The sequence below is a fragment of the Aeromonas lusitana genome (assembly GCF_002812985.1).
GTDB lineage: Bacteria > Pseudomonadota > Gammaproteobacteria > Enterobacterales > Aeromonadaceae > Aeromonas > Aeromonas lusitana.
Genome location: NZ_PGCP01000036.1, coordinates 1 through 18,298, shown reverse-complemented (window position 1 = coordinate 18,298; position 18,298 = coordinate 1). Strand labels below are relative to the sequence as shown.

Below are 18,298 nucleotides of genomic sequence, written 5' to 3'. Positions count from 1 at the left end.
AAAACGCCACCCATGTTGGACAAAGTAGTCATCGCCAACCGAGGTGAAATTGCCCTGCGGATCCTGCGCGCTTGCAAAGAGCTCGGGATCAAGACAGTGGCCGTTCACTCCACCGCCGATCGGGAGCTCAAGCATGTGCTCCTGGCCGACGAAACCATCTGTATTGGCAAGCCTGCCAGCGGTGAATCCTACCTCAACGTGCCGGCCATTATCGCCGCCGCCGAGGTGACAGGTGCCGTCGCCATCCACCCAGGCTACGGCTTCCTCTCCGAGAATGCCGACTTTGCCGAAGTGGTCGAGAAATCCGGCTTCATCTTCATCGGCCCGCGCGCCGAGACCATTCGCCTGATGGGTGACAAGGTCTCCGCCATCGAGGCAATGAAGAAAGCAGGCGTGCCCTGCGTACCCGGCTCCGACGGCCCGGTGGACAACGATGCCAAGCGCAACGCCACCATCGCCAAGCGGATCGGTTACCCCGTGATCATCAAGGCCGCCGGTGGCGGTGGTGGTCGTGGCATGCGCGTGGTGCGCAACGAGGCCGAACTGGCCGGCGCCATCGCCCTGACCAAGTCCGAAGCAGGCCAGTTCTTCAAGAACGACATGGTCTACATGGAGAAGTACCTGGAAAACCCGCGCCACATCGAGATCCAGGTGTTGGCAGACGGCCAGGGTACCGCCCTTTACCTGGGTGAGCGGGACTGCTCCATGCAGCGCCGTCACCAGAAGGTGGTAGAAGAAGCGCCGGCACCCGGCATCACCGAAGAGATGCGCAAGTTCATCGGTGAGCGCTGCGTACGCGCCTGTCTCGAAATAGGCTACCGCGGTGCGGGTACCTTCGAGTTCCTGTACGAGAACGGCGAGTTCTACTTCATCGAGATGAACACCCGGATCCAGGTCGAGCACCCGGTCACCGAGATGGTCACCGGCGTGGATCTCATCAAGGAGCAGCTGCGCATCGCCGCCGGCCAGCCCCTGTCCATCACCCAGCAGGACATCCGCATCCGTGGCCATGCCATCGAGTGCCGGATCAATGCCGAGGATCCCGCGACCTTCATGCCGTCTCCGGGTCTCATCCAGCGCTTCCATGCGCCGGGTGGTCTGGGGGTACGCTGGGAGTCCCATATCTATGCCGGCTACAAGGTGCCGCCATACTATGACTCCATGATCGGCAAGCTGATCTGTTACGGTGAGAACCGCGACATCGCCATCGCCCGCATGCGTCACTCCCTCGACGAGCTGGTGGTGGAAGGGATCAAGACCAACATCGCCCTGCAAAAAGAGATCATGAAGGACGAGAACTTCCAGCACGGTGGTACCAATATCCACTACCTGCACAAGAAGTTGGGTCTGTAAGGGATCTGCATCAAATAAGATGTATGTCTGGTCCATCGGATCGACAGTGAAAAAAGGGCCATGGCGACATGGCCCTTTTTTGTTATTCTTGCGCCCCGCTCACTCGTCGGAGGCCAAGGTGAACCGTTTCGCACTCGCCCGTCGGGAAGCAGCCCTCTGTCTGCTGCTCACCCTGCTCTATTTCGCCGCCTGGTATGGTTCGGCTTATTTCATCCCGGAAGAGATGGAACTCTGGGACATGCCACTCTGGTTTGTGCTCAGTTGCATCCTGATGCCGCTGCTGTTTATCGGCCTGTGCGCCCTCATGGTGGATCGCCTGTTTGTCGACATTCCTCTGGATACCGAGGAAGCCGTCGCCCCGCCCCTGCAGGCCACCGGCACCCAGGGCCCAGCCATGAACCAGGCACGCCACGGATCCGATTCCGATAACTCCGATGCCGATAACAAGGAGCCACGCCGCCATGAACCTTGAGTTGATGCTGCCCCTCATCGTCTACCTGATGCTGGTGCTGGGGGTCGGTTTCTGGGCCAGCCGTCATCGAGCCGGTGGCGACTTCGTGCAGGAATACTTCATCGGCAACCGCAGCATGGGGGGCCTGGTGCTGGCCATGACGCTGGTGGCCACTTACACCTCGGCTTCTTCCTTTATCGGCGGGCCGGGCGCCGCCTACAAGATAGGGCTGGGCTGGGTGCTGCTGGCGATGATCCAGCTGCCCACCGTCTGGCTCACCCTGGGGGTGCTTGGCAAGAAGTTCGCCATCATAGCCCGCCGGGTCAATGCGGTGACCATCAACGACATGCTGTGGGCCCGCTATCGCAGCAAGTGGGTGGTGGTGCTGGGATCCGTGACTATCATCCTCGCTTTCATCGCCACCATGGTGGTGCAGTTCATCGGCGGGGCACGCCTGCTGGAGACCGCTACCGGCCTCAGTTATCAGCAGGGCCTGCTGCTTTTTGCGAGCTGCGTACTACTTTATACCGTGATTGGCGGCTTTCGCGCCGTGGTCATGACAGATGCCCTGCAGGGGATCATCATGCTGATCGGCACGGGCGCCCTGCTGGCGGGGATCCTGGTGGCCGGCGATGGCCTGCCAAACCTCATCCATCAGCTCAAGGTGATCGATCCCAAGCTGGTGAGCCCGCAAGGGGCCGGCGACATGCTGACCCAGCCCTTCATGCTGAGCTTCTGGGTGCTGGTCTGTATCGGTGTGGTGGGGCTGCCCCACTCGGCCCTGCGCTGCTTCGGCTATCGGGACAGCAAGGCGCTGCATCGCGGCATCCTGATCGGCACCGTGGTCAGCGCCCTACTGATGTTTGGCATGCACCTGGCCGGTGCGCTCGGCCGCGCCATCCTGCCCGGCATGGACAGCCCGGACAAGATCATGCCGTCCCTGATGATGGAAGTGCTGCCCCCCTGGCTGGCGGGTGTCTTCCTCGCGGCCCCCATGGCGGCCATCATGTCCACCATCGACTCCCAGCTCATTCAGGCCTCGGCGACCCTGGTCAAGGATCTCTACCTCAACTATCTCAGCTCTAAAAATGAACGGCAGGAGAAGCTGGAGGTGCGGGTGCCACGCCTCTCCCTGCTCTGTACCCTTATCCTCGGCACGCTAGTGCTGCTGGCGGCGCTGCAACCCCCGGAGATGATCATCTGGCTCAACCTGCTCGCCTTCGGCGGCCTGCAGGCGGTGTTCCTCTGGCCGCTGGTGCTCGGCCTCTACTGGTCCCGGGCCAATGGCCAGGGCGCCCTGGCCAGCATGGTGTCAGGCATTGTCTGCTACGGGGTCCTGAGCCAGTGGGGAGTCAAGCTGGGCGGCCTGCACGCCATAGTCCCCAGCCTGGGGCTTGGGCTCATCGCCTTCATTGTGGTGAGCCTGCTGACCCCAGCCCCGGATCAGAGCGTTCGGCGATTATTTGATCAGAAATAACAAAGGGATCAATAAAGGGGATCTTTCCTATCCCCAAATGGGTGTTTCGCGGGTAAACTGTGCGCCATGTCACAAAAAGTCCTGCGATCATGCCCGTTAAGAACGCCAAAACGATCCTGACCCAGTCCCTGCAACGGCTCGGCTATGCCCTGTTGTTGCCGGTCTCCATCCTGCCCCTGGCCGCCCTGCTCTATCGGCTCGGCCAGCCGGATGTGCTGGATCTGGCGGTACTCTCCCTCGCCGGCCAGGCCCTGTTCAGCCAGATGCCGCTTATCTATGCGGTGGCCATCGCCTTCGGGCTGAGCCGACAGGGGCAAGGGGCACAAGCCTTGGCCGGGGCGGTCAATTTCCTGCTGCTGAGCTCGGCGCTGACGACCCTGGCGCCGGGTCTGCATGCGGACATGATCTGCGGCCTGCTGGCGGGGCTGACCACGGCGCTGGTCTGCTCCTGGGCACGGGGGCTGCGCCTGCCGGCCTGGCTGCGCCCCCTGCAGGAGGACTTGCCAGGCATGCTGCTCTCGGCCCTGGTCTGCCTGCTGCTGGTCATCCCCCTCGCCCTGCTCTGGCCCCTGCTGGAAGAAGGCATCAGCCTGCTCGCCTCCCATCTGCTCACCACCCCCTTCGGCGCCTTCTGTTACGGCGTGTTGAACCGACTGCTGGTTCCCCTCGGCCTGCATCAGGTGCTGGGCAGCCTGGTGGGATTGGGTGAGAGCAACCTGCAGGCGCTGGCCAGCGCCCAGCCCCTGCACGAAGGCTATGTGGCCGGGCTCTACCCCGTCATCATGTTCGGCCTGCCGGGGGCCTGTTTTGCCATCTGGCTCCATCGCAAGCGGATGCAGCGACTGCCCCAAGGGGGCCTGCTGTTGACCCTGGCCCTCACCTCGGCCCTGGTGGGGATCACAGAGCCCATCGAGTTCCTGTTCGCCTTCACCGCCCCCTGGCTGTTTCTGGCCCACGCCCTGCTGACAGGGCTGTCGCTCGCCATCTGCAGCGGACTTGGTATCAAGGTAGGCAGTTACTTCTCCGCCGGTCTGCTGGATCTGGTGCTGAGCTACTCCACCGGTGAGCACAGCTTCTGGCTCATCCCCCTCGGCATCCTGTTCTTCGTCGCCTACGCCCTGCTGTTCTCCCAGCTGCTGGAACATGCTCCCCTCAGCCTGCCGAGCAAGCCCCTCGCCGAGGAGCTACCCCGGCTCGCCACGGTCGCCCCCACGGATCCCCAGATGCTGGCGATCCAGTACCTCAAGGTGCTGGGCGGGATGGACAACCTGCAGGCCATGAGCGTCTGTCTGACCCGCCTGAGCCTGAGGGTACGCAACATGGGATTGGTGGATCAGGGCAGGCTCACGGCGCTCGGCAGCCTCTCCTGGATAGTGCTCAACGACCATCAGCTGGTGCTGGTGCTGGGCCCCAACGCCGGCTTGGTGGAGGGGCAGATCCGCATGCTGGCAGAGCGCCAGTCGGTTCCTCTGGGCATAGAGCCCAGCAAGGCCCCCCTCAGCCAGAGTCGCTGACGGGCTCAGGCGAAGGGCAGCCGATCCGCGACAAAGTCCATCAGGCTGCGCAAGGCGGGGGCCAGATGTTCCCGGCTCGGGTAGATGAGATAGAAGGGATTGGGCGGAACGGGCAAGTCCGGCAGCACCTTTTGCAGCGACCCCGCCGCCAGATCGGCGCGGCAGACGTGATCCGGCAGCAGGGCGATACCGCCGCCATTGACGGCCAGCTCCCGCAGCGCCAGCAGGCTGTTGCTGATGCAGGCCCCCTGCGCGCGCCAGCCCCCCTCCTGCAGTGGCCATATCGGCAGCGCCGTGTGCACCAGGCAGGCATGCAACCCCAGTTCAGAGAGCTGCTGCGGCGCCCCGTGCACCGCCAGATAGGCGGGAGCCGCCACCAGATGGCGCGGTACCTGACCGATGCGCCGGCAGATGAGGCTGGAGTCCTTGAGAGGCGCCGCCCGCAGCGCCAGATCGTAACCCTCCCCCACCAGATCCAGCTGCTCGTCACTCAAGGTCAGCTCCAGCACCACCTCGGGGTAGAGGGCGCGAAACTCCGCCAGGATCTTGCCAAGCAGCAGGGTACCGGTCGCCTCGGGAGCCGTGATCCGCACCCGGCCGGCGGGGGCACTGCGCAGCCTGGCCATGGCCAGGTTGGCGCTGCGGGCCAGCGCCAGCAACCCCTGACAATGCTCCACATAGAGCTCCCCTTGCGGGGTCAGGCTCAGCCTGCGGGTGGTGCGCTGCAACAGCCGCACCCCGAGCTGGGACTCGAGGCGTGAGATCTTCTGACTCACCGATGACTTGGGCATGCCGAGTACCTCGGCCGCCCGGGTGAAGCTGCCCTGCTCCACTACGGTGGCGAACAGCCCCATCAACTCCAGTTCTACATTGTTCATCTATTCAAACAGTCTTTCTTAATTACCCATCTTAATGAGGATAATCTACTTGGCTAGACTGCTTGGCAATCCCACTCATACCGATTTGAAAGGAATTGCCATGAAAGCCATCGCCCTGACCCATTACCTGCCAAGTGATCACCCCCACTGCTTTATCGAGGCCACTCTGCCCACCCCGACCCCGGGCCCGCGGGATCTGCTGGTACGGGTCAACGCCACCTCCATCAACCCGGTGGACACCAAGGTGCGCTCCCCCAAGGCCAAGGTGGAAGCGACGCCGCGGGTGCTGGGCTGGGATGCGGTGGGGGATGTGCTTGCCGTGGGCAGCGAGGTGACCCTGTTCAAGCGCGGTGACCGCGTCTGGTACGCCGGCGACATCAGCCGTCCCGGCAGCAACAGCGCCCAGCAACTGGTGGACGAGCGCATCGCCGCCCTGGCACCGACCAGCCTGAGCGACGTGGAGGCCGCCGCCCTGCCCCTCACCGCCATCACCGCCTGGGAGGCCCTGTTCGATCGCATCGGCCTCAGTCGCGAGAGTGAAGGCAGGTTGCTGATCATCGGCGGCGCGGGCGGCGTGGGCTCCATCGCCATCCAGCTCGCCCGCCAGCTCACCAACATGGAAGTGATCGCCACCGCCTCACGGCCAGAGACAAGGGAGTGGTGCCTGGCCATGGGGGCCCATCAGGTGGTGAGTCATCACAACCTGCAGGCCGAGCTCGCCACCCTTGGCATCAGTCAGCTCGACGCCATCTTCTGCACCAATGCCACCGAGCAGCACTGGGCCGCCATGGCGAGCCTCATCCGCCCCTTCGGTCACATCTGCACCATCGCCGAGTCGAGCGAGCCCTGGGATCTCGGTCTGCTCAAACCCAAGAGCGTCACCTTCAGCCAGGAGTTCATGTTCACCCGCTCCCTGTTCCAGACCCCGGACATGATCGGCCAGCACCAGTTGCTGGGTCGGGTCGCGGCCCTGGTGGACAAAGGTGTGCTCAAGACCACCCTGACCAAGACGGTACCCAGCCTGACCGCCGCCAGCCTGGCGAGTGCCCACGCCGAGGTAGAAGCAGGGCGCATGGTGGGCAAGCTGGTCATCGACATGAGCGGCTTCTAATCCCTTATGGGTAAAAGCTGCACCATCATGGGGTGAATTCACCAGTGCCAAGCCCCAAGAGTGCACAGGGCCGAAGGCGGCCAGACAAGCCTTAGACCCTCTGACCGTGAAGAACAGATAAAAAAGAGGCCATCCCGTTGGGATGGCCCTAAAAACCTGAACGTTGGGGGTAACAATCACACACATATCCTTATGCAGGACACACTAACCTTTGCAGCTTGCGTGCCAAGTCGCCATTTCCCCACCAGATCTCGACTTTTCCCCACCATTTTCAGCCAATAAAAAAAAGCCACCCTAAGGTGGCTGAAAAAGATGACGGAACTTTCATAGAGCAAAGCATTCAGCGGGAACAAGTTGCTTCCCGTCACCCAAGGAGGAATACATGAACCGTGCCAACTTGGCAGAATCACCTTCCTCCGGCCTGTACCATGGGCAAACCACGACAGCACAGGCCCATGATGATAGAATCCCGCGGTTTCACATTTATGAAGAGTCGACCCCATGCCCTGGATACAAATTCGAATCAACGCCACCGCCAAGACCGCGGACAAGGTGAGCAACATGCTGCTGGGGCGTGGAGCCCAGGCGGTGACCTTTATGGATGCCCAGGATGTGCCCGTTTACGAGCCGCTGCCGGGGGAGACCCCGCTCTGGGGCGAGACCGAGGTAATGGGTCTGTTTGACGCCGAAACCGATCCGGCGCCCACCATCGCCTTCTTCCAGCAGATCTTCGGCGAAGACGTCGGCTACAAGGTCGAGCAACTGGAAGACAAGGACTGGGTGCGGGAATGGATGGATCACTTCCACCCCATGCAGTTCGGCGAGCGGCTCTGGATCTGCCCGAGCTGGCGCGATGTGCCGAACCCCGATGCGGTCAACGTCATGCTGGATCCAGGCCTGGCGTTCGGCACCGGTACCCACCCCACCACGGCACTCTGCCTGCAGTGGCTGGATGGACTGGATCTGGCCGGTAAAACCGTGGTCGATTTTGGTTGCGGCTCCGGCATCCTCGGCATCGCCGCCCTCAAACTCGGCGCCGCCCGGGTCATCGGCATCGACATCGATCCCCAGGCCATCCAGGCTAGCCATGACAATGCCGAGCGCAACGGCGTCGCCGGTCAGATTGAGCTCTACCTGCCGGCGGATCAGCCGCAAGGGGTGGAAGCAGACGTGGTGGTGGCCAATATCCTGGCCGGCCCGCTGCGCGAGCTCGCGCCGCTTATCGCAGGTCATGGCAAGCCAGGCAGCCTGATGGCCCTGTCCGGCGTGCTGGAGAGCCAGGCCCCTGAGCTCGAGACCATCTACGGCCAGTGGTTCGACATGGACCCGACCGCGGTAAAAGAAGAGTGGTGCCGCCTGTCGGGCCGCAAGCATGGCTAATGACGCACGACCGCACACAAAAGGGCACCTTCGGGTGCCCTTGTTGTTTCTGCGCCTCGCGGCCTTCCTCTCAGACAACACCAGGAAATGACAGCCCTGCGCCCAGGCTCACTCTTCTTTGCTGACGAACAGCGTAAGATGGCGATCTCTGCACCCGGGCTGGCCAATGCCGCCAGCCGCAGCGACACAACAACAAGAGATGAGCCATGAGTGACTACCAGAAGATGATCGCCAGCCAGCCTTATGACTGCATGGCCCCCGAGCTGGATCTGATACGCCGGGAGACGGCCCGCCTCTATCGCCGTTTCAACAAGGCTGACGAGGAGGAGGAACAGCAGATCCTGCTGCAAGCGCTGGTGGGGGAGCTGGCGGAGGGAGCCTTCATCTGCCCGCCCTTCTACTGCACCTATGGCCGCCATATCAGCCTGGGCAAAGGCTCCTACATCAACATGGGGGCCACCATCTTGGATAACGCCCCGGTGCGTATCGGGGCCAACGTCATGATAGGGCCGAACGTGCAGATCTATACCGCCGCCCACGCCCTGGACGCCGAGGCGCGCATCGACGGGGTGGAGACGGCGCTGCCGGTCACCATCGAGGACAGGGTCTGGATAGGGGGCGGCGCCATCCTCTTGCCCGGTATCACCATAGGGCGGGAAGCCATCGTAGGCGCGGGATCTGTGGTGACCAAAGACGTGCCGGCCGGCGCCCGGGTGGTAGGCAATCCGGCCAGGATCCTGCCAGCCAAGGCCAAAACGCCGAGCCTCTGAGCGCTCATGGCTTCCGGGGCGTCAGCCGATCCGGTGGCCGGAGGCAGAGCTGTGGTGAGGACCAGGGCTTGATGCCATCAGATACCGACGTCTGTGCCATGCCCATATAAAAATGAAGCCCAATGTCATGTAGACGTTGGGCTGTAAAAAGGTGCTACGGAATTGCGACTCTCATCGCAGAAAATTAGAAGGGGTCACCTTCTAAACTGGCAAAGGGATAATAACGGGGCGCAAACGTTTTACGTAGCGTAATCGACCAGGATTGAGAACAGCCTCTCACTATTCAAAAAATTCCCGGCCAACCCCTGTGCCCCCCTTGGCAAGTCCGCATTTATCAGTACAGCTTGATGAGACTATCACCAAAGAAGAAAAGCCCTGATAAATCAGGGCTTTCACTTTAAAAAATCACGCCTTAGAAGTGACGAATGAACTCATCGATGGGCAGTTCCCGCAGCTTGCGCGCCTCCAGCATGGGGGTGCCGAGATAGAGGAAGCCCACCAGCTGATCCCCCTCGGCCAGTCCCAGCCCGGCCTTGATCTGCTCATCGAAGATGAACCAGCCGGAACGCCAGATGCCATTGAAGCCCTGGGCCTGGGCGGCCATCTGCATCGCCATCAGGGCGCAGCCGGCGGAGAGCTCCTGCTCCAGCTTGGGTACCTTGGGGTGATCCTGATAGCGAGTCGCCACCGCCACCAGCAGGGGCGCGCGCAGCGGGGCGGCGCGGCTCTTCTCTATGCTCTCCTCGTCCTCGCCACGGGCGCGGGCCGCCTCGGCCAGCAGGCTGCCCAGTCGCTCCCGTCCCTCCCCTTCAAACAGGATGAACTGCCAGGGGGTCAGGGTGCCGTGATCCGGCGCCCGCAGGCCCGCCTTGAGGATGTTGTCGAGCACCTCGCCAGTCGGGGCCGGCGTGGTCAGGCGGCCACAGGAGTGACGGTTCAGTAACAGGTTGAGGGCATCCATAGGCGACTCCGTGTGTCAGGCAAGAAAGCGGGGACTGTGATGGCGCTACCCTAGCACAGCCAGGAGGTGGCGAAAAGGCGCCCGACCGCTCGGGAACAAGCAGTATAAACCCCTGACTAGCAGAGGTTTTACACTATAACTATTGCATTTTCGGTCAGATAATAGCAGCCAGCTCTGCCCCCTGGCGGATGGCCCGTTTCGCGTCAAGCTCGGCGGCCACGTCGGCGCCGCCTATGATGTGCACCGGCTTGCCCGCTGCCTGCAGACCCGCCTGCAACTCCCGCAGGGGCTCTTGCCCGGCGCAGATGATCACCTGATCCACCGGCAGGCACTGCTGGGTCTCCCCCACCATGATGTGCAGACCCTCGTCGTCGATGCGCAGGTACTGCACGCCGCTGAGCATCTGCACCTTGCGGTTCTTGAGCACGGTGCGATGGATCCAGCCGGTGGTCTTGCCCAGGCCATCCCCCACCTTGCTCTCTTTTCGCTGCAGCAGCCAGATCTGGCGCTCGGGGGCATCTATCTCAGGGTGCATCAGGCCGCCGCGCTCGCTGAGCTGCTTGTCGATGCCCCACTCCTTGAGCCAGTGATCCCTGTGGTGATCGGCGTCCCCTTCTACCTTCTTGTCCACCAGGTATTCGGCCACGTCGAAGCCGATGCCACCGGCGCCGATCACCGCCACCTTCTGGCCCACCGGCTTGTGGTCGCGCAGCACATCGAGGTAGTTCAGCACCTTGGGATTCTCGATGCCGGGAATATTGGGGGTCCGCGGCCGGATGCCGGTGGCCAGGATCACCTCGTCGAAGCCGCCGCCGAGCAGACTCTCGGCGCTCTGGCGCTGACCGAGGTAGAGCTCGACACCGCACTTCTCCAGCCGCTTGGCGAAGTAGCGTAGGGTCTCGTGAAACTCCTCCTTGCCCGGGATCTGCTTGGCGAAGTTGAACTGGCCGCCTATGGTCGGCGCCTGATCGAACAGGCTCACCTGATGACCGCGCTCGGCGGCGTAGCAGGCGAACGCGAGCCCGGCCGGGCCCGCCCCCACCACCGCCAGCTTCTTGGGCTGGGGTACCCGGCCAAAGAGCAGCTCGGTCTCGAAGCAGGCCCTCGGGTTGACCAGGCAGGAGGCGCGTTTTTGCTTGAACACGTGATCCAGACACGCCTGGTTGCAGGCGATGCAGGTGTTGATCTCGTCCGCCCTGTCTTCGGCCGCCTTGATGACGAACTCGGGATCGGCGAGGAAGGGGCGCGCCATGGAGACCATGTCCGCCTCCCCCGTGGCCAGGATGCGCTCGGCCACCTCCGGCGTATTGATGCGGTTGGTGGTGATAAGCGGCACACTCAGATGTTTCTTCAGCTCGGCGGTGACCCAGCTGAAGGCACCCCGCGGCACGCTGGTGGCTATGGTGGGGATGCGCGCCTCGTGCCAGCCGATGCCGGTGTTGATCAGGGTCACCCCTGCCTGCTCCAGCGCCTTGCCAAGGGCGATGACCTCCTCCAGCGAAGATCCCTTCTCCACCAGATCCAGCATGGAGAGGCGGAAGATGATGATGAAATCGGTGCCGACCCGCTCGCGGATGGCGCGCACTATCTCCAGCGGGAAGCGCATGCGGTTGTCGGCACTGCCACCCCAGCCATCGGTGCGCTGGTTGGTGCGCTCGCAGATGAACTGGTTGATGAGATAGCCTTCCGAGCCCATCACCTCGACCCCGTCATAACCGGCGGCCTTGGCCAGGGCGGCGGTGGCGCCGAAATCGCGGATGGTGCCGCGGATCTGGCGCTCGCTCATGGCCCTGGGTTTGAACGGCGAGATGGGGGCCTTGAGGGAGCTAGGTGCCAGGCTGAACGGATGGTAGGCGTAACGGCCAGCGTGCAGGATCTGCAGCGCTATCTTGCCCCCTTCCTGATGCACGGCACTGGTCACCTTCTTGTGCTTGGCGACCTGCCAGGGGAAGCTCAGCTGTGAGCCGTGAGGCACCAGCCGTCCCCTCAGGTTCGGCGCTATACCGCCGGTGACGATGAGGCCGACACCGCCACGGGCCCGCTCGGCATAGAAGGCGGCCAGCTTGTCAAAGCCGCCCTTCTCCTCTTCCAGGCCAGTGTGCATGGAGCCCATCAGGACTCGATTCTTGAGCTGAGTAAAGCCGAGATCGAGAGGGGTCAGCAGGGTTGGGTAGCGGCTCATCATGAACTCCTTGTCGAGGCAGGCGCGCAGGAATCCATACGCAGGACTCTGTTTCGACGTTGGGTAAAGCCAATGCCGAGGGGGGTCAGAAGCGTTGGGTAGCGGCTCACGGTGCCTCCAGTTAATTTTTTGTTATCAAATTGGAGCTAGAGTAAAGAATCGAAATTCCTTTTTCAAACAAATGTTTGGACATTTTTTCAGCGAACAGCCGTGTTCTGAAGATGAGGGGCAAGATAGCCCCCAAGCGGAAATGGCAATTGGCAGGCCAACTGGTTAATAATGGCCCTTCTCTACCTCTTAACAGGGCGATAACGCGGCTATGTCTATTTTCAAAGGTCTGGGATGGCTGTTCCGCAGCCTCTGGCGCCTGCTCAATTTCACCCGGCTCATGCTGGTCAATCTGCTGTTTCTCATCGTCGTGCTGGCCATCGTCTTTGCCTTCAGCCAGAAAGAGGCGCCAGGCACCCCCATCGAAGGGGCCCTCACCCTCAATCTCTCCGGCGTACTGGTGGAACAGCGCACCCAAACCGATCCGACCATGCAGCTGCTCAAACAGGTGGACAGCAGCGACGATCAGCCGAGCGAGATAGTGCTGTCGGACCTGCTGTGGGCCATCCAGAGTGCCAAGGATGACGATCGTATCAAGGCGCTGGTGATCAAGCCCCAGGGGCTGCAGGGCGCCAACCTCTCCAAACTGCAGGAGGTGGCCGACGCCATCGACGGGTTCAAGGAGAGCGGCAAGCCGGTCATCGCCATGGCGGATTACTACAACCAGGGCCCCTACCTGCTGGCCGCCCACGCCGATCACGTGCTGCTCAACCAGAGCGGCGCCGTGCTGATCGAGGGCCTCGGTGTCTACCAGACCTACTTCAAGTCGGCGCTGGAGAAGCTCAACGTCACCCCCCACGTGTTCAAGGTCGGCACCTACAAGTCCTTTGTCGAGCCCTACACCCGGGACGAGATGTCCCCCGAGAGCAAGGAAGCGAACCAGCGCTGGCTGGATCAGCTGTGGCTCTCCTACGTAAATGATGTGGCTGCCGAGCGGGAAATCGAACCCGATGCTGTCGCCCCGAACAAGGATCGCTTCCTCGAGCTGCTGCGCAAGGCCGGTGGCAACGCCGCCAACTACGCCCTCGACAATGGCCTGGTGGATCAGCTCGCCACCCGCGACGAGATGACCCAGGCGGTCATCAAGGAAGTGGGAGAAGCCGAGGATCACGGCTGGAAAGGGGTGGGGCTGAAAGAGTATCTGGCCGCCATTCCTGAGCAGTATCCCCAGAGCGGCAAGGATGAGGTGGGTCTCATCGTCGCCAGCGGCGCCATCATGGACGGGGTTCAGCCTGCCGGTACCATAGGGGGCGACAGCCTCGCCGACCTGCTGGCCGATGCCCGCCGCGACGATCAGGTGAAAGCCCTGGTGCTGCGGGTAGACAGCCCGGGCGGCAGCGCCTTCGCCGCCGAGCAGATCCGCGCCGAACTGCTGGCCCTGAAACAGGCCGGCAAGCCCGTGGTCATCTCCATGGGCAGCTACGCCGCCTCCGGTGGCTACTGGATCTCCGCCGATGCGGACAAGATCTTCGCCTCCCCCACCACCCTCACCGGCTCCATAGGGGTGTTCGGCATGTTCGCCACCATCGACAAGGCGCTCTCCCAATACGGGGTGCATACCGACGGCGTCGGCACCACCGACTTCGTCGGGGTCGGCCTGACCCGGGCCCTGCCGGAGCACGTCGGCCAGGCCATCCAGCTTGGGGTGGAAGACACGTATCAGCGCTTCGTCGGTCTGGTGGGCAAGGGCCGTGGCCTGAGCCCGGAAGAGGCGGAAAAAGCCGCAGAAGGCCGGGTCTGGACCGGTCAGGACGCCAAGGATCTGGGGCTGGTGGACGAGTTTGGCAACCTGGACGACGCCCTCAAGGCCGCCGCCGATCTCGCCAACCTCAAGAGCTGGCAGGTGACCCCCATAGAGCAGGAAGAGTCCGCACGGGACAAGTTCCTGCGCGAGCTGTTCGACAGCAGCGCCCGCGCCCTGGCTCCCCATGTGCAGAGCTGGCTGCCCGCAGGCTTTGGCAAGGCGCTGGTCGAGATGAACAAGGGACTGGATCCCCTGGTGCGCTTCAACGACCCGCAAGGCACCTATGCCTTCTGCCCTGTCTGTGTCCCTTAACCGGGGTCAATAATAAAAAAACCGCCATCTGGCGGTTTTTTTATTGGGGGTGAGGCTCAGGTCAACAGGCCGGCATCGAGCCAGTGCTGCAGCTCGGCCAGCACCCGGGTCTCGCGCACCGTCCACTGGGGACAGGGGCCCGCCAGCTGGGTCTTGTTGGTTTGCAGTGCCTCGTCCAGGGCGAACCAGCCTGGGGTGAAACCGAGGCGCACCTCGTAGGGTTGGGGCCGCGGCTCGCTCCAGGCGTCCCCGAGACGGCAGAGATAGTAGTAGGAGTGGATGCAGTAGGCATCGTAGTGTGCCTCCCGGGCGGCGCGAAACTCCCGGGTCTCGCCGAGCAGGGCATCCACGGCCAGCAACTCGGCGCCGCACTCCTCCCGCAGCTCGCGGGCCAGCGCGGTGCCGTGACACTCCCCCGCCTCTATGCCGCCGCCCGGGAACATGAGATCGCCATTGACCCGGGAGTGCACCATCAGCAACTCGTCGCCGCGCAGCACCACGGCCCTGACGGTGGTGCGCTCGAGCACGCGCCCATCCCCCCTGGTCTGGCCATGGAGCAGGCGGATGTCGAAGGGATCGCTCCAGGCGGTCTCGGGTAATTCAACGGGTTTCATAGTGGACGATAGACCCCCTGTTTGAGCTGCTGGACTATGGTGGCCGCCCCCTTATCCCAGGCGTCCTGCTCCCGCTTGCCGATCTGGTGGTAGATCCCCATCCGCGTGGTAGAGAGTCCAGGGCCATCCTGGAATGACTCGCTCACCTTGCCCCACTGATAGGCCAGGCCAAATTCCCGCTGACTCATGTAGAGGGTGCTCAAGGAGGTCAGGATCCGGTTGTTGACCTCATCCCCTTCCCGGTAGAGGGAGAGGGCGTGGTGCATCAGGGTGATGGCCTTGCGAGGATCCTGTTTGGCATAGATGCCTCCCAGCGCCAGTTGCAACTCTGGCTCCTCGAGGGCCGGGCTCCCTTCCAGGGCCAGGAAACTGGCCCGTGCCGCCGGGTTGCGATTGTTGGTCCAGTGCCAGAGCAGCAGATGGGGATCCTGAGAGGCACTTGTCTGCTCATCGAGCAACGCCAGCTGGTCACCGGCGGCCAGCATGCCCTCCACCCTGGGGGTCTTCTGCTCTCTTGCCCGTTTGTATTCGATGTTGGTGGAGTGCTCGGCGCACTGCAGGTAACGCTCTAGGCCACGCATCAGCTCGTACTTGCGCCGATCCGTCCCCTCTTCCTGCAAGTAGTAGCGCGCCCGGATCACGTCGCTGCGCTCATGGCGGCACCAGCCGTCGTCCACCAGATCCACGCAGAGACCGGGATGATTGCCGCAGATGTTGTGGAGTCTGTCGTCTTCGCAGGCCGTCAGCGTCAGGACACAGGAGAGGGCGAGCAGGTGCGGGCGCAGTGGAGAAGTGGTCATGGTTCCCATCAGATTGGTAACAATCGCTGCCCGCCTTGGCCACCGCCAACTAGCAAACAAGCTACATATCCATTACAATGCGCGCGCCATATAAGGCCGCGACTGCAGAATAATATAACGAAACCATCAGCCCTACACTGATCTGCATTCGACGAATTTCATTTTGCCCCGGCAATTTGCTTCAACAACGTGAAATAAAGGATCTGGTTAATGACCCACGAGCACTACTTGCAGGCGTGGCAGGAGAGCCAGGAGCTCGCCGAAGCCATGCAACCCTTGATCGGTCGCCTCTACCGTCAGCAAGGGATCGAGATCACCATCTTTGGACGCCCCCTGCAAAACGCCTCCACCATCGACATCCTCAAGGCCCATCGGGTCGTTCGCCGCCACCAGGGCAATGTGCTGCCCATCCAGCAAAGCTTCCCCCTGCTTCAAGCCATCCTTGCCCTGAACCCGGTCGCCGCCGAAGTGGATCTCGGCAAGCTGACCGTCGGCTACTGGCAGGATCATGAGGATGAGTCCGGCATCGAGGACTACCTGCGTGCCAAGCTGGCACCGGCCCTGAGCCAGGGCGCTGTGCCGGCCCCCACCGACGTTGTGTTGTACGGTTTTGGCCGTATCGGCCGCCTGCTGGCCCGCCTGCTCATCGAGCGCACCGGCGCCGCCAACTCGCTTCGCCTGCGCGCCATCGTGGTGCGTGGCGGGCGCGAGGGGGATCTGGAGAAGCGCGCCAGCCTGCTGCGCCGCGACTCGGTGCACGGCCCCTTCAACGGCTCCATCGAGGTGGATCTGGAACGCAGCGCCATCATAGCCAACGGCACCTTCATCCAGGTGATCTACGCCAACAGCCCGGCGGACATCGACTACACGGCCTATGGCATCCATAACGCGCTGATCGTCGACAACACAGGCGTCTGGCGCGACGAGGCGGGTCTGTCCGAGCACCTCAAGGCGCGTGGCGCCGCCCGGGTGCTGCTGACCGCCCCCGGCAAGGGGGAGATGAAGAACGTGGTGTTCGGGGTCAACCACGAGGTGATTGGGCCGGATGACAAGATCATCTCCGCCGCCTCCTGCACCACCAACGCCATCACCCCTGTGCTCAAGGTGATGCAGGACAAGTACGGCATCCGCCACGGCCACGTGGAGACGGTACACTCCTACACCAACGATCAGAACCTGATCGACAACTATCACAAGGGGGAGCGACGCGGTCGCAGCGCGGCCCTCAACATGGTGATGACCAGTACGGGGGCTGCCAAGGCGGTGGCCAAGGCACTGCCCGAACTCAAGGGCAAGCTGACCGGCAACGCCATCCGGGTGCCGACCCCCAATGTGTCGCTCGCCATCATCAATCTGTCGCTGGAGCAGGCCACCGACCGGGATAGCCTCAACGCCTATCTGCAGCAGATGGCCCTGAGCTCGGCTCTGCACCGTCAAATTGATTTCAGCGCCAGCACTGAGCTGGTCTCCTCCGACATGGTGGGTTCCCGCTTCGCCGGGATCGTGGACTCCCAGGCCACCATAGCCGAGGAAGATCACTGCGTGCTGTACATATGGTATGACAACGAGTTCGGGTACAGTTGTCAGGTAGTGCGGGTGATGGAGCAGATGGCTGGCGTAGTCCGCCAGGATCTGCCCGCCTGATCCCCTCATGGCTCAACGTTTTCAAGGAGAGGCCGGATGTCATTTCAGCAAGTCATAGGGCAGATGCCCAAGGAAGTGTACGAGCGGCTCAAGACCGCGGTCGAGCTCGGCAAGTGGCCGGACGGCCAGCCCCTCACCGAGGAGCAGAAGGCCACCTCGTTGCAGGCCGTGATGGCCTGGCAGGCGATGCACCTTGAAAACCCCGAGCACATGAACATAGGCGCGGATGGCGAAATCGTGATGAAGAGCAAGAGCGAGCTCAAGCGTCAGTATCGAGACGAGGAAGAGATAGTTCGCATCGAGATCAGTCACTGAGCCTTGCCGCCAGATACGCCATAGCAAAGAGGGGAGCCATCACGGCTCCCCTCTTTTTTCCTCTCTTTTTCTGCAAGGTGAGGATATCCCCCTCATCCCCATCCCTTCTCCCGCGAGGGGAGAAGGGAGCAGATCGGCGGCCTGCGCAGAGTGCGTGGGCAAGCTGTACAGCGATCGCCATGACGAACCTGGCTACCAACAGCCACTCGCTCTATCCCCTCTCCCCCTGGGAGAGGGCGAGGGCACTCCTCAGGGAGTAAGCTCGCCGCGCAGAGATTGCTGCATCAGCTCGCGGATGCGCGGGGCCGGCAGGTCCTGGCTCAGCAGGAAGTGCAGCTTGGTCAGGGCCGCCTCGGCGGTCATGTCGAAGCCCGAGATGACTCCGGCGCGGGAGAGCGCATTGCCGGTGGCATAGCCCCCCATGTTGACCCTGCCGTGCAGACACTGGCTCAAGTTGACTATGATGACGCCCCGGGCCGAGGCTTCGGACAAGAGCGCCAGCATGGCCGGATTCTGCGGCGCATTGCCCACCCCGAAGGAGAGCAGGATCAGCGCCCGTACCGGCTGCTGCAGGATGTTGGCGATCACATCGCTCGAGATGCCGGGGTAGAGGGTCACCACCCCGATGGGTTGGGGGGTGATGTCGTGCAGCACCAGGGGCCGCGCGGACGGCACGCCCAGCTC

15 protein-coding genes and 1 pseudogene are annotated in these 18,298 nt (G+C 62.8%); 10 read left to right on the top strand and 6 right to left on the bottom strand.

Annotation, left to right across the window (positions count from 1 at the left end; translation table 11 throughout):
- The first annotated feature begins 12 nt into the window (after positions 1 to 12).
- From accC to CUC44_RS17635, 4 genes and pseudogenes are all read left to right on the top strand, one after another.
- On the top strand, positions 13 to 1,353 hold the full coding sequence (accC, locus tag CUC44_RS17650; protein WP_100861180.1) for an acetyl-CoA carboxylase biotin carboxylase subunit: 1,341 nt from the start codon (positions 13 to 15) through the stop codon (positions 1,351 to 1,353).
- A 118-nt stretch (positions 1,354 to 1,471) separates the two neighbouring features.
- Positions 1,472 to 1,699 (top strand): annotated as a pseudogene (locus CUC44_RS17645) (DUF997 family protein); the annotation flags it as partial.
- A gap of 115 nt (positions 1,700 to 1,814) precedes the next feature.
- The gene (gene panF / locus CUC44_RS17640) at positions 1,815 to 3,281 is read left to right on the top strand and encodes a sodium/pantothenate symporter (protein ID WP_100861179.1); all 1,467 of its coding nucleotides are present in this window, start codon (positions 1,815 to 1,817) and stop codon (positions 3,279 to 3,281) included.
- A gap of 89 nt (positions 3,282 to 3,370) precedes the next feature.
- Positions 3,371 to 4,795, top strand: coding sequence for a PTS transporter subunit EIIC (locus CUC44_RS17635; protein ID WP_100861178.1), 1,425 nt, complete (start codon positions 3,371 to 3,373; stop codon positions 4,793 to 4,795).
- A gap of 5 nt (positions 4,796 to 4,800) precedes the next feature.
- On the opposite strand, the gene CUC44_RS17630 is transcribed toward CUC44_RS17635, so the two are convergent.
- Entirely contained in the window at positions 4,801 to 5,673 is an 873-nt protein-coding gene (locus tag CUC44_RS17630) for a LysR family transcriptional regulator (RefSeq protein ID WP_167388942.1), read from the bottom strand.
- A gap of 100 nt (positions 5,674 to 5,773) precedes the next feature.
- Here CUC44_RS17630 and CUC44_RS17625 point away from each other — a divergent pair, with 100 nt between their 5' ends.
- The 3 genes from CUC44_RS17625 (at position 5,774) to CUC44_RS17615 (ending at position 8,934) form a co-directional block, all read left to right on the top strand.
- Positions 5,774 to 6,784: a zinc-binding alcohol dehydrogenase family protein gene (locus CUC44_RS17625; protein ID WP_100861177.1), complete on the top strand. Its 1,011-nt coding sequence runs from the start codon at positions 5,774 to 5,776 to the stop codon at positions 6,782 to 6,784.
- A gap of 501 nt (positions 6,785 to 7,285) precedes the next feature.
- Positions 7,286 to 8,164, top strand: a complete 879-nt coding sequence (prmA, locus tag CUC44_RS17620; protein ID WP_033132409.1) for a 50S ribosomal protein L11 methyltransferase — start codon at positions 7,286 to 7,288, stop codon at positions 8,162 to 8,164.
- A gap of 206 nt (positions 8,165 to 8,370) precedes the next feature.
- Entirely contained in the window at positions 8,371 to 8,934 is a 564-nt protein-coding gene (locus tag CUC44_RS17615; RefSeq protein WP_100861176.1) for a sugar O-acetyltransferase, read from the top strand.
- A 412-nt stretch (positions 8,935 to 9,346) separates the two neighbouring features.
- Here CUC44_RS17615 and CUC44_RS17610 read toward each other — a convergent pair whose 3' ends face one another.
- Both CUC44_RS17610 and CUC44_RS17605 read right to left on the bottom strand, forming a co-directional pair.
- On the bottom strand, positions 9,347 to 9,895 hold the full coding sequence (locus tag CUC44_RS17610; RefSeq protein ID WP_100861175.1) for an NAD(P)H nitroreductase: 549 nt from the start codon (positions 9,893 to 9,895) through the stop codon (positions 9,347 to 9,349).
- Between the two features lie 154 nt (positions 9,896 to 10,049).
- Positions 10,050 to 12,077 carry an oxidoreductase gene (locus CUC44_RS17605; protein ID WP_100861174.1) on the bottom strand — a complete coding sequence of 676 codons (2,028 nt, stop codon included), beginning with the start codon at positions 12,075 to 12,077 and terminating at the stop codon, positions 10,050 to 10,052.
- Positions 12,078 to 12,396: 319 nt separating this feature from the next.
- Here CUC44_RS17605 and sppA point away from each other — a divergent pair, with 319 nt between their 5' ends.
- On the top strand, positions 12,397 to 14,241 hold the full coding sequence (gene sppA / locus CUC44_RS17600; protein ID WP_100861173.1) for a signal peptide peptidase SppA: 1,845 nt from the start codon (positions 12,397 to 12,399) through the stop codon (positions 14,239 to 14,241).
- Between the two features lie 56 nt (positions 14,242 to 14,297).
- Here the strand turns inward: sppA and CUC44_RS17595 are convergent, their stop codons facing one another.
- Both CUC44_RS17595 and CUC44_RS17590 read right to left on the bottom strand, forming a co-directional pair.
- Entirely contained in the window at positions 14,298 to 14,855 is a 558-nt protein-coding gene (locus tag CUC44_RS17595; protein WP_100861172.1) for an NUDIX domain-containing protein, read from the bottom strand.
- A complete protein-coding gene (locus CUC44_RS17590) occupies positions 14,852 to 15,655 on the bottom strand; it encodes a DUF2989 domain-containing protein (protein WP_100861171.1) in 804 nt (267 codons plus the stop codon). Before CUC44_RS17590 ends, CUC44_RS17595 begins: the two co-directional genes overlap by 4 nt.
- A 210-nt stretch (positions 15,656 to 15,865) precedes the next feature.
- On the opposite strand from CUC44_RS17590, the gene CUC44_RS17585 reads away from it, so the two are divergent.
- On the top strand, positions 15,866 to 17,299 hold the full coding sequence (locus CUC44_RS17585; protein WP_100861170.1) for a glyceraldehyde-3-phosphate dehydrogenase: 1,434 nt from the start codon (positions 15,866 to 15,868) through the stop codon (positions 17,297 to 17,299).
- A gap of 36 nt (positions 17,300 to 17,335) precedes the next feature.
- The gene (locus CUC44_RS17580; RefSeq protein WP_100861169.1) at positions 17,336 to 17,614 is read left to right on the top strand and encodes a YeaC family protein; all 279 of its coding nucleotides are present in this window, start codon (positions 17,336 to 17,338) and stop codon (positions 17,612 to 17,614) included.
- 249 nt (positions 17,615 to 17,863) lie between these two features.
- Here the strand turns inward: CUC44_RS17580 and CUC44_RS17570 are convergent.
- Positions 17,864 to 18,298: L-asparaginase family protein (locus CUC44_RS17570; protein WP_482746745.1), on the bottom strand; the 435-nt coding region annotated here is incomplete at its 5' end.

What these genes read in the sequence shown, in the direction of transcription:
- CUC44_RS17615 (WP_100861176.1), top strand. Translation starts at nt 8,371, where the DNA reads ATGAGTGACTACCAGAAGATGATCGCCAGCCAGCCTTATGACTGCATG.
- CUC44_RS17610 (WP_100861175.1), bottom strand. Translation starts at nt 9,895, where the DNA reads ATGGATGCCCTCAACCTGTTACTGAACCGTCACTCCTGTGGCCGCCTG.
- CUC44_RS17625 (WP_100861177.1), top strand. Translation starts at nt 5,774, where the DNA reads ATGAAAGCCATCGCCCTGACCCATTACCTGCCAAGTGATCACCCCCAC.
- sppA (WP_100861173.1), top strand. Translation starts at nt 12,397, where the DNA reads ATGTCTATTTTCAAAGGTCTGGGATGGCTGTTCCGCAGCCTCTGGCGC.
- CUC44_RS17580 (WP_100861169.1), top strand. Translation starts at nt 17,336, where the DNA reads ATGTCATTTCAGCAAGTCATAGGGCAGATGCCCAAGGAAGTGTACGAG.
- CUC44_RS17630 (WP_167388942.1), bottom strand. Translation starts at nt 5,673, where the DNA reads ATGAACAATGTAGAACTGGAGTTGATGGGGCTGTTCGCCACCGTAGTG.
- CUC44_RS17585 (WP_100861170.1), top strand. Translation starts at nt 15,866, where the DNA reads ATGACCCACGAGCACTACTTGCAGGCGTGGCAGGAGAGCCAGGAGCTC.
- accC (WP_100861180.1), top strand. Translation starts at nt 13, where the DNA reads ATGTTGGACAAAGTAGTCATCGCCAACCGAGGTGAAATTGCCCTGCGG.
- panF (WP_100861179.1), top strand. Translation starts at nt 1,815, where the DNA reads ATGAACCTTGAGTTGATGCTGCCCCTCATCGTCTACCTGATGCTGGTG.
- prmA (WP_033132409.1), top strand. Translation starts at nt 7,286, where the DNA reads ATGCCCTGGATACAAATTCGAATCAACGCCACCGCCAAGACCGCGGAC.
- CUC44_RS17605 (WP_100861174.1), bottom strand. Translation starts at nt 12,077, where the DNA reads ATGAGCCGCTACCCAACCCTGCTGACCCCTCTCGATCTCGGCTTTACT.
- CUC44_RS17590 (WP_100861171.1), bottom strand. Translation starts at nt 15,655, where the DNA reads ATGACCACTTCTCCACTGCGCCCGCACCTGCTCGCCCTCTCCTGTGTC.
- CUC44_RS17595 (WP_100861172.1), bottom strand. Translation starts at nt 14,855, where the DNA reads ATGAAACCCGTTGAATTACCCGAGACCGCCTGGAGCGATCCCTTCGAC.
- CUC44_RS17635 (WP_100861178.1), top strand. Translation starts at nt 3,371, where the DNA reads ATGCCCGTTAAGAACGCCAAAACGATCCTGACCCAGTCCCTGCAACGG.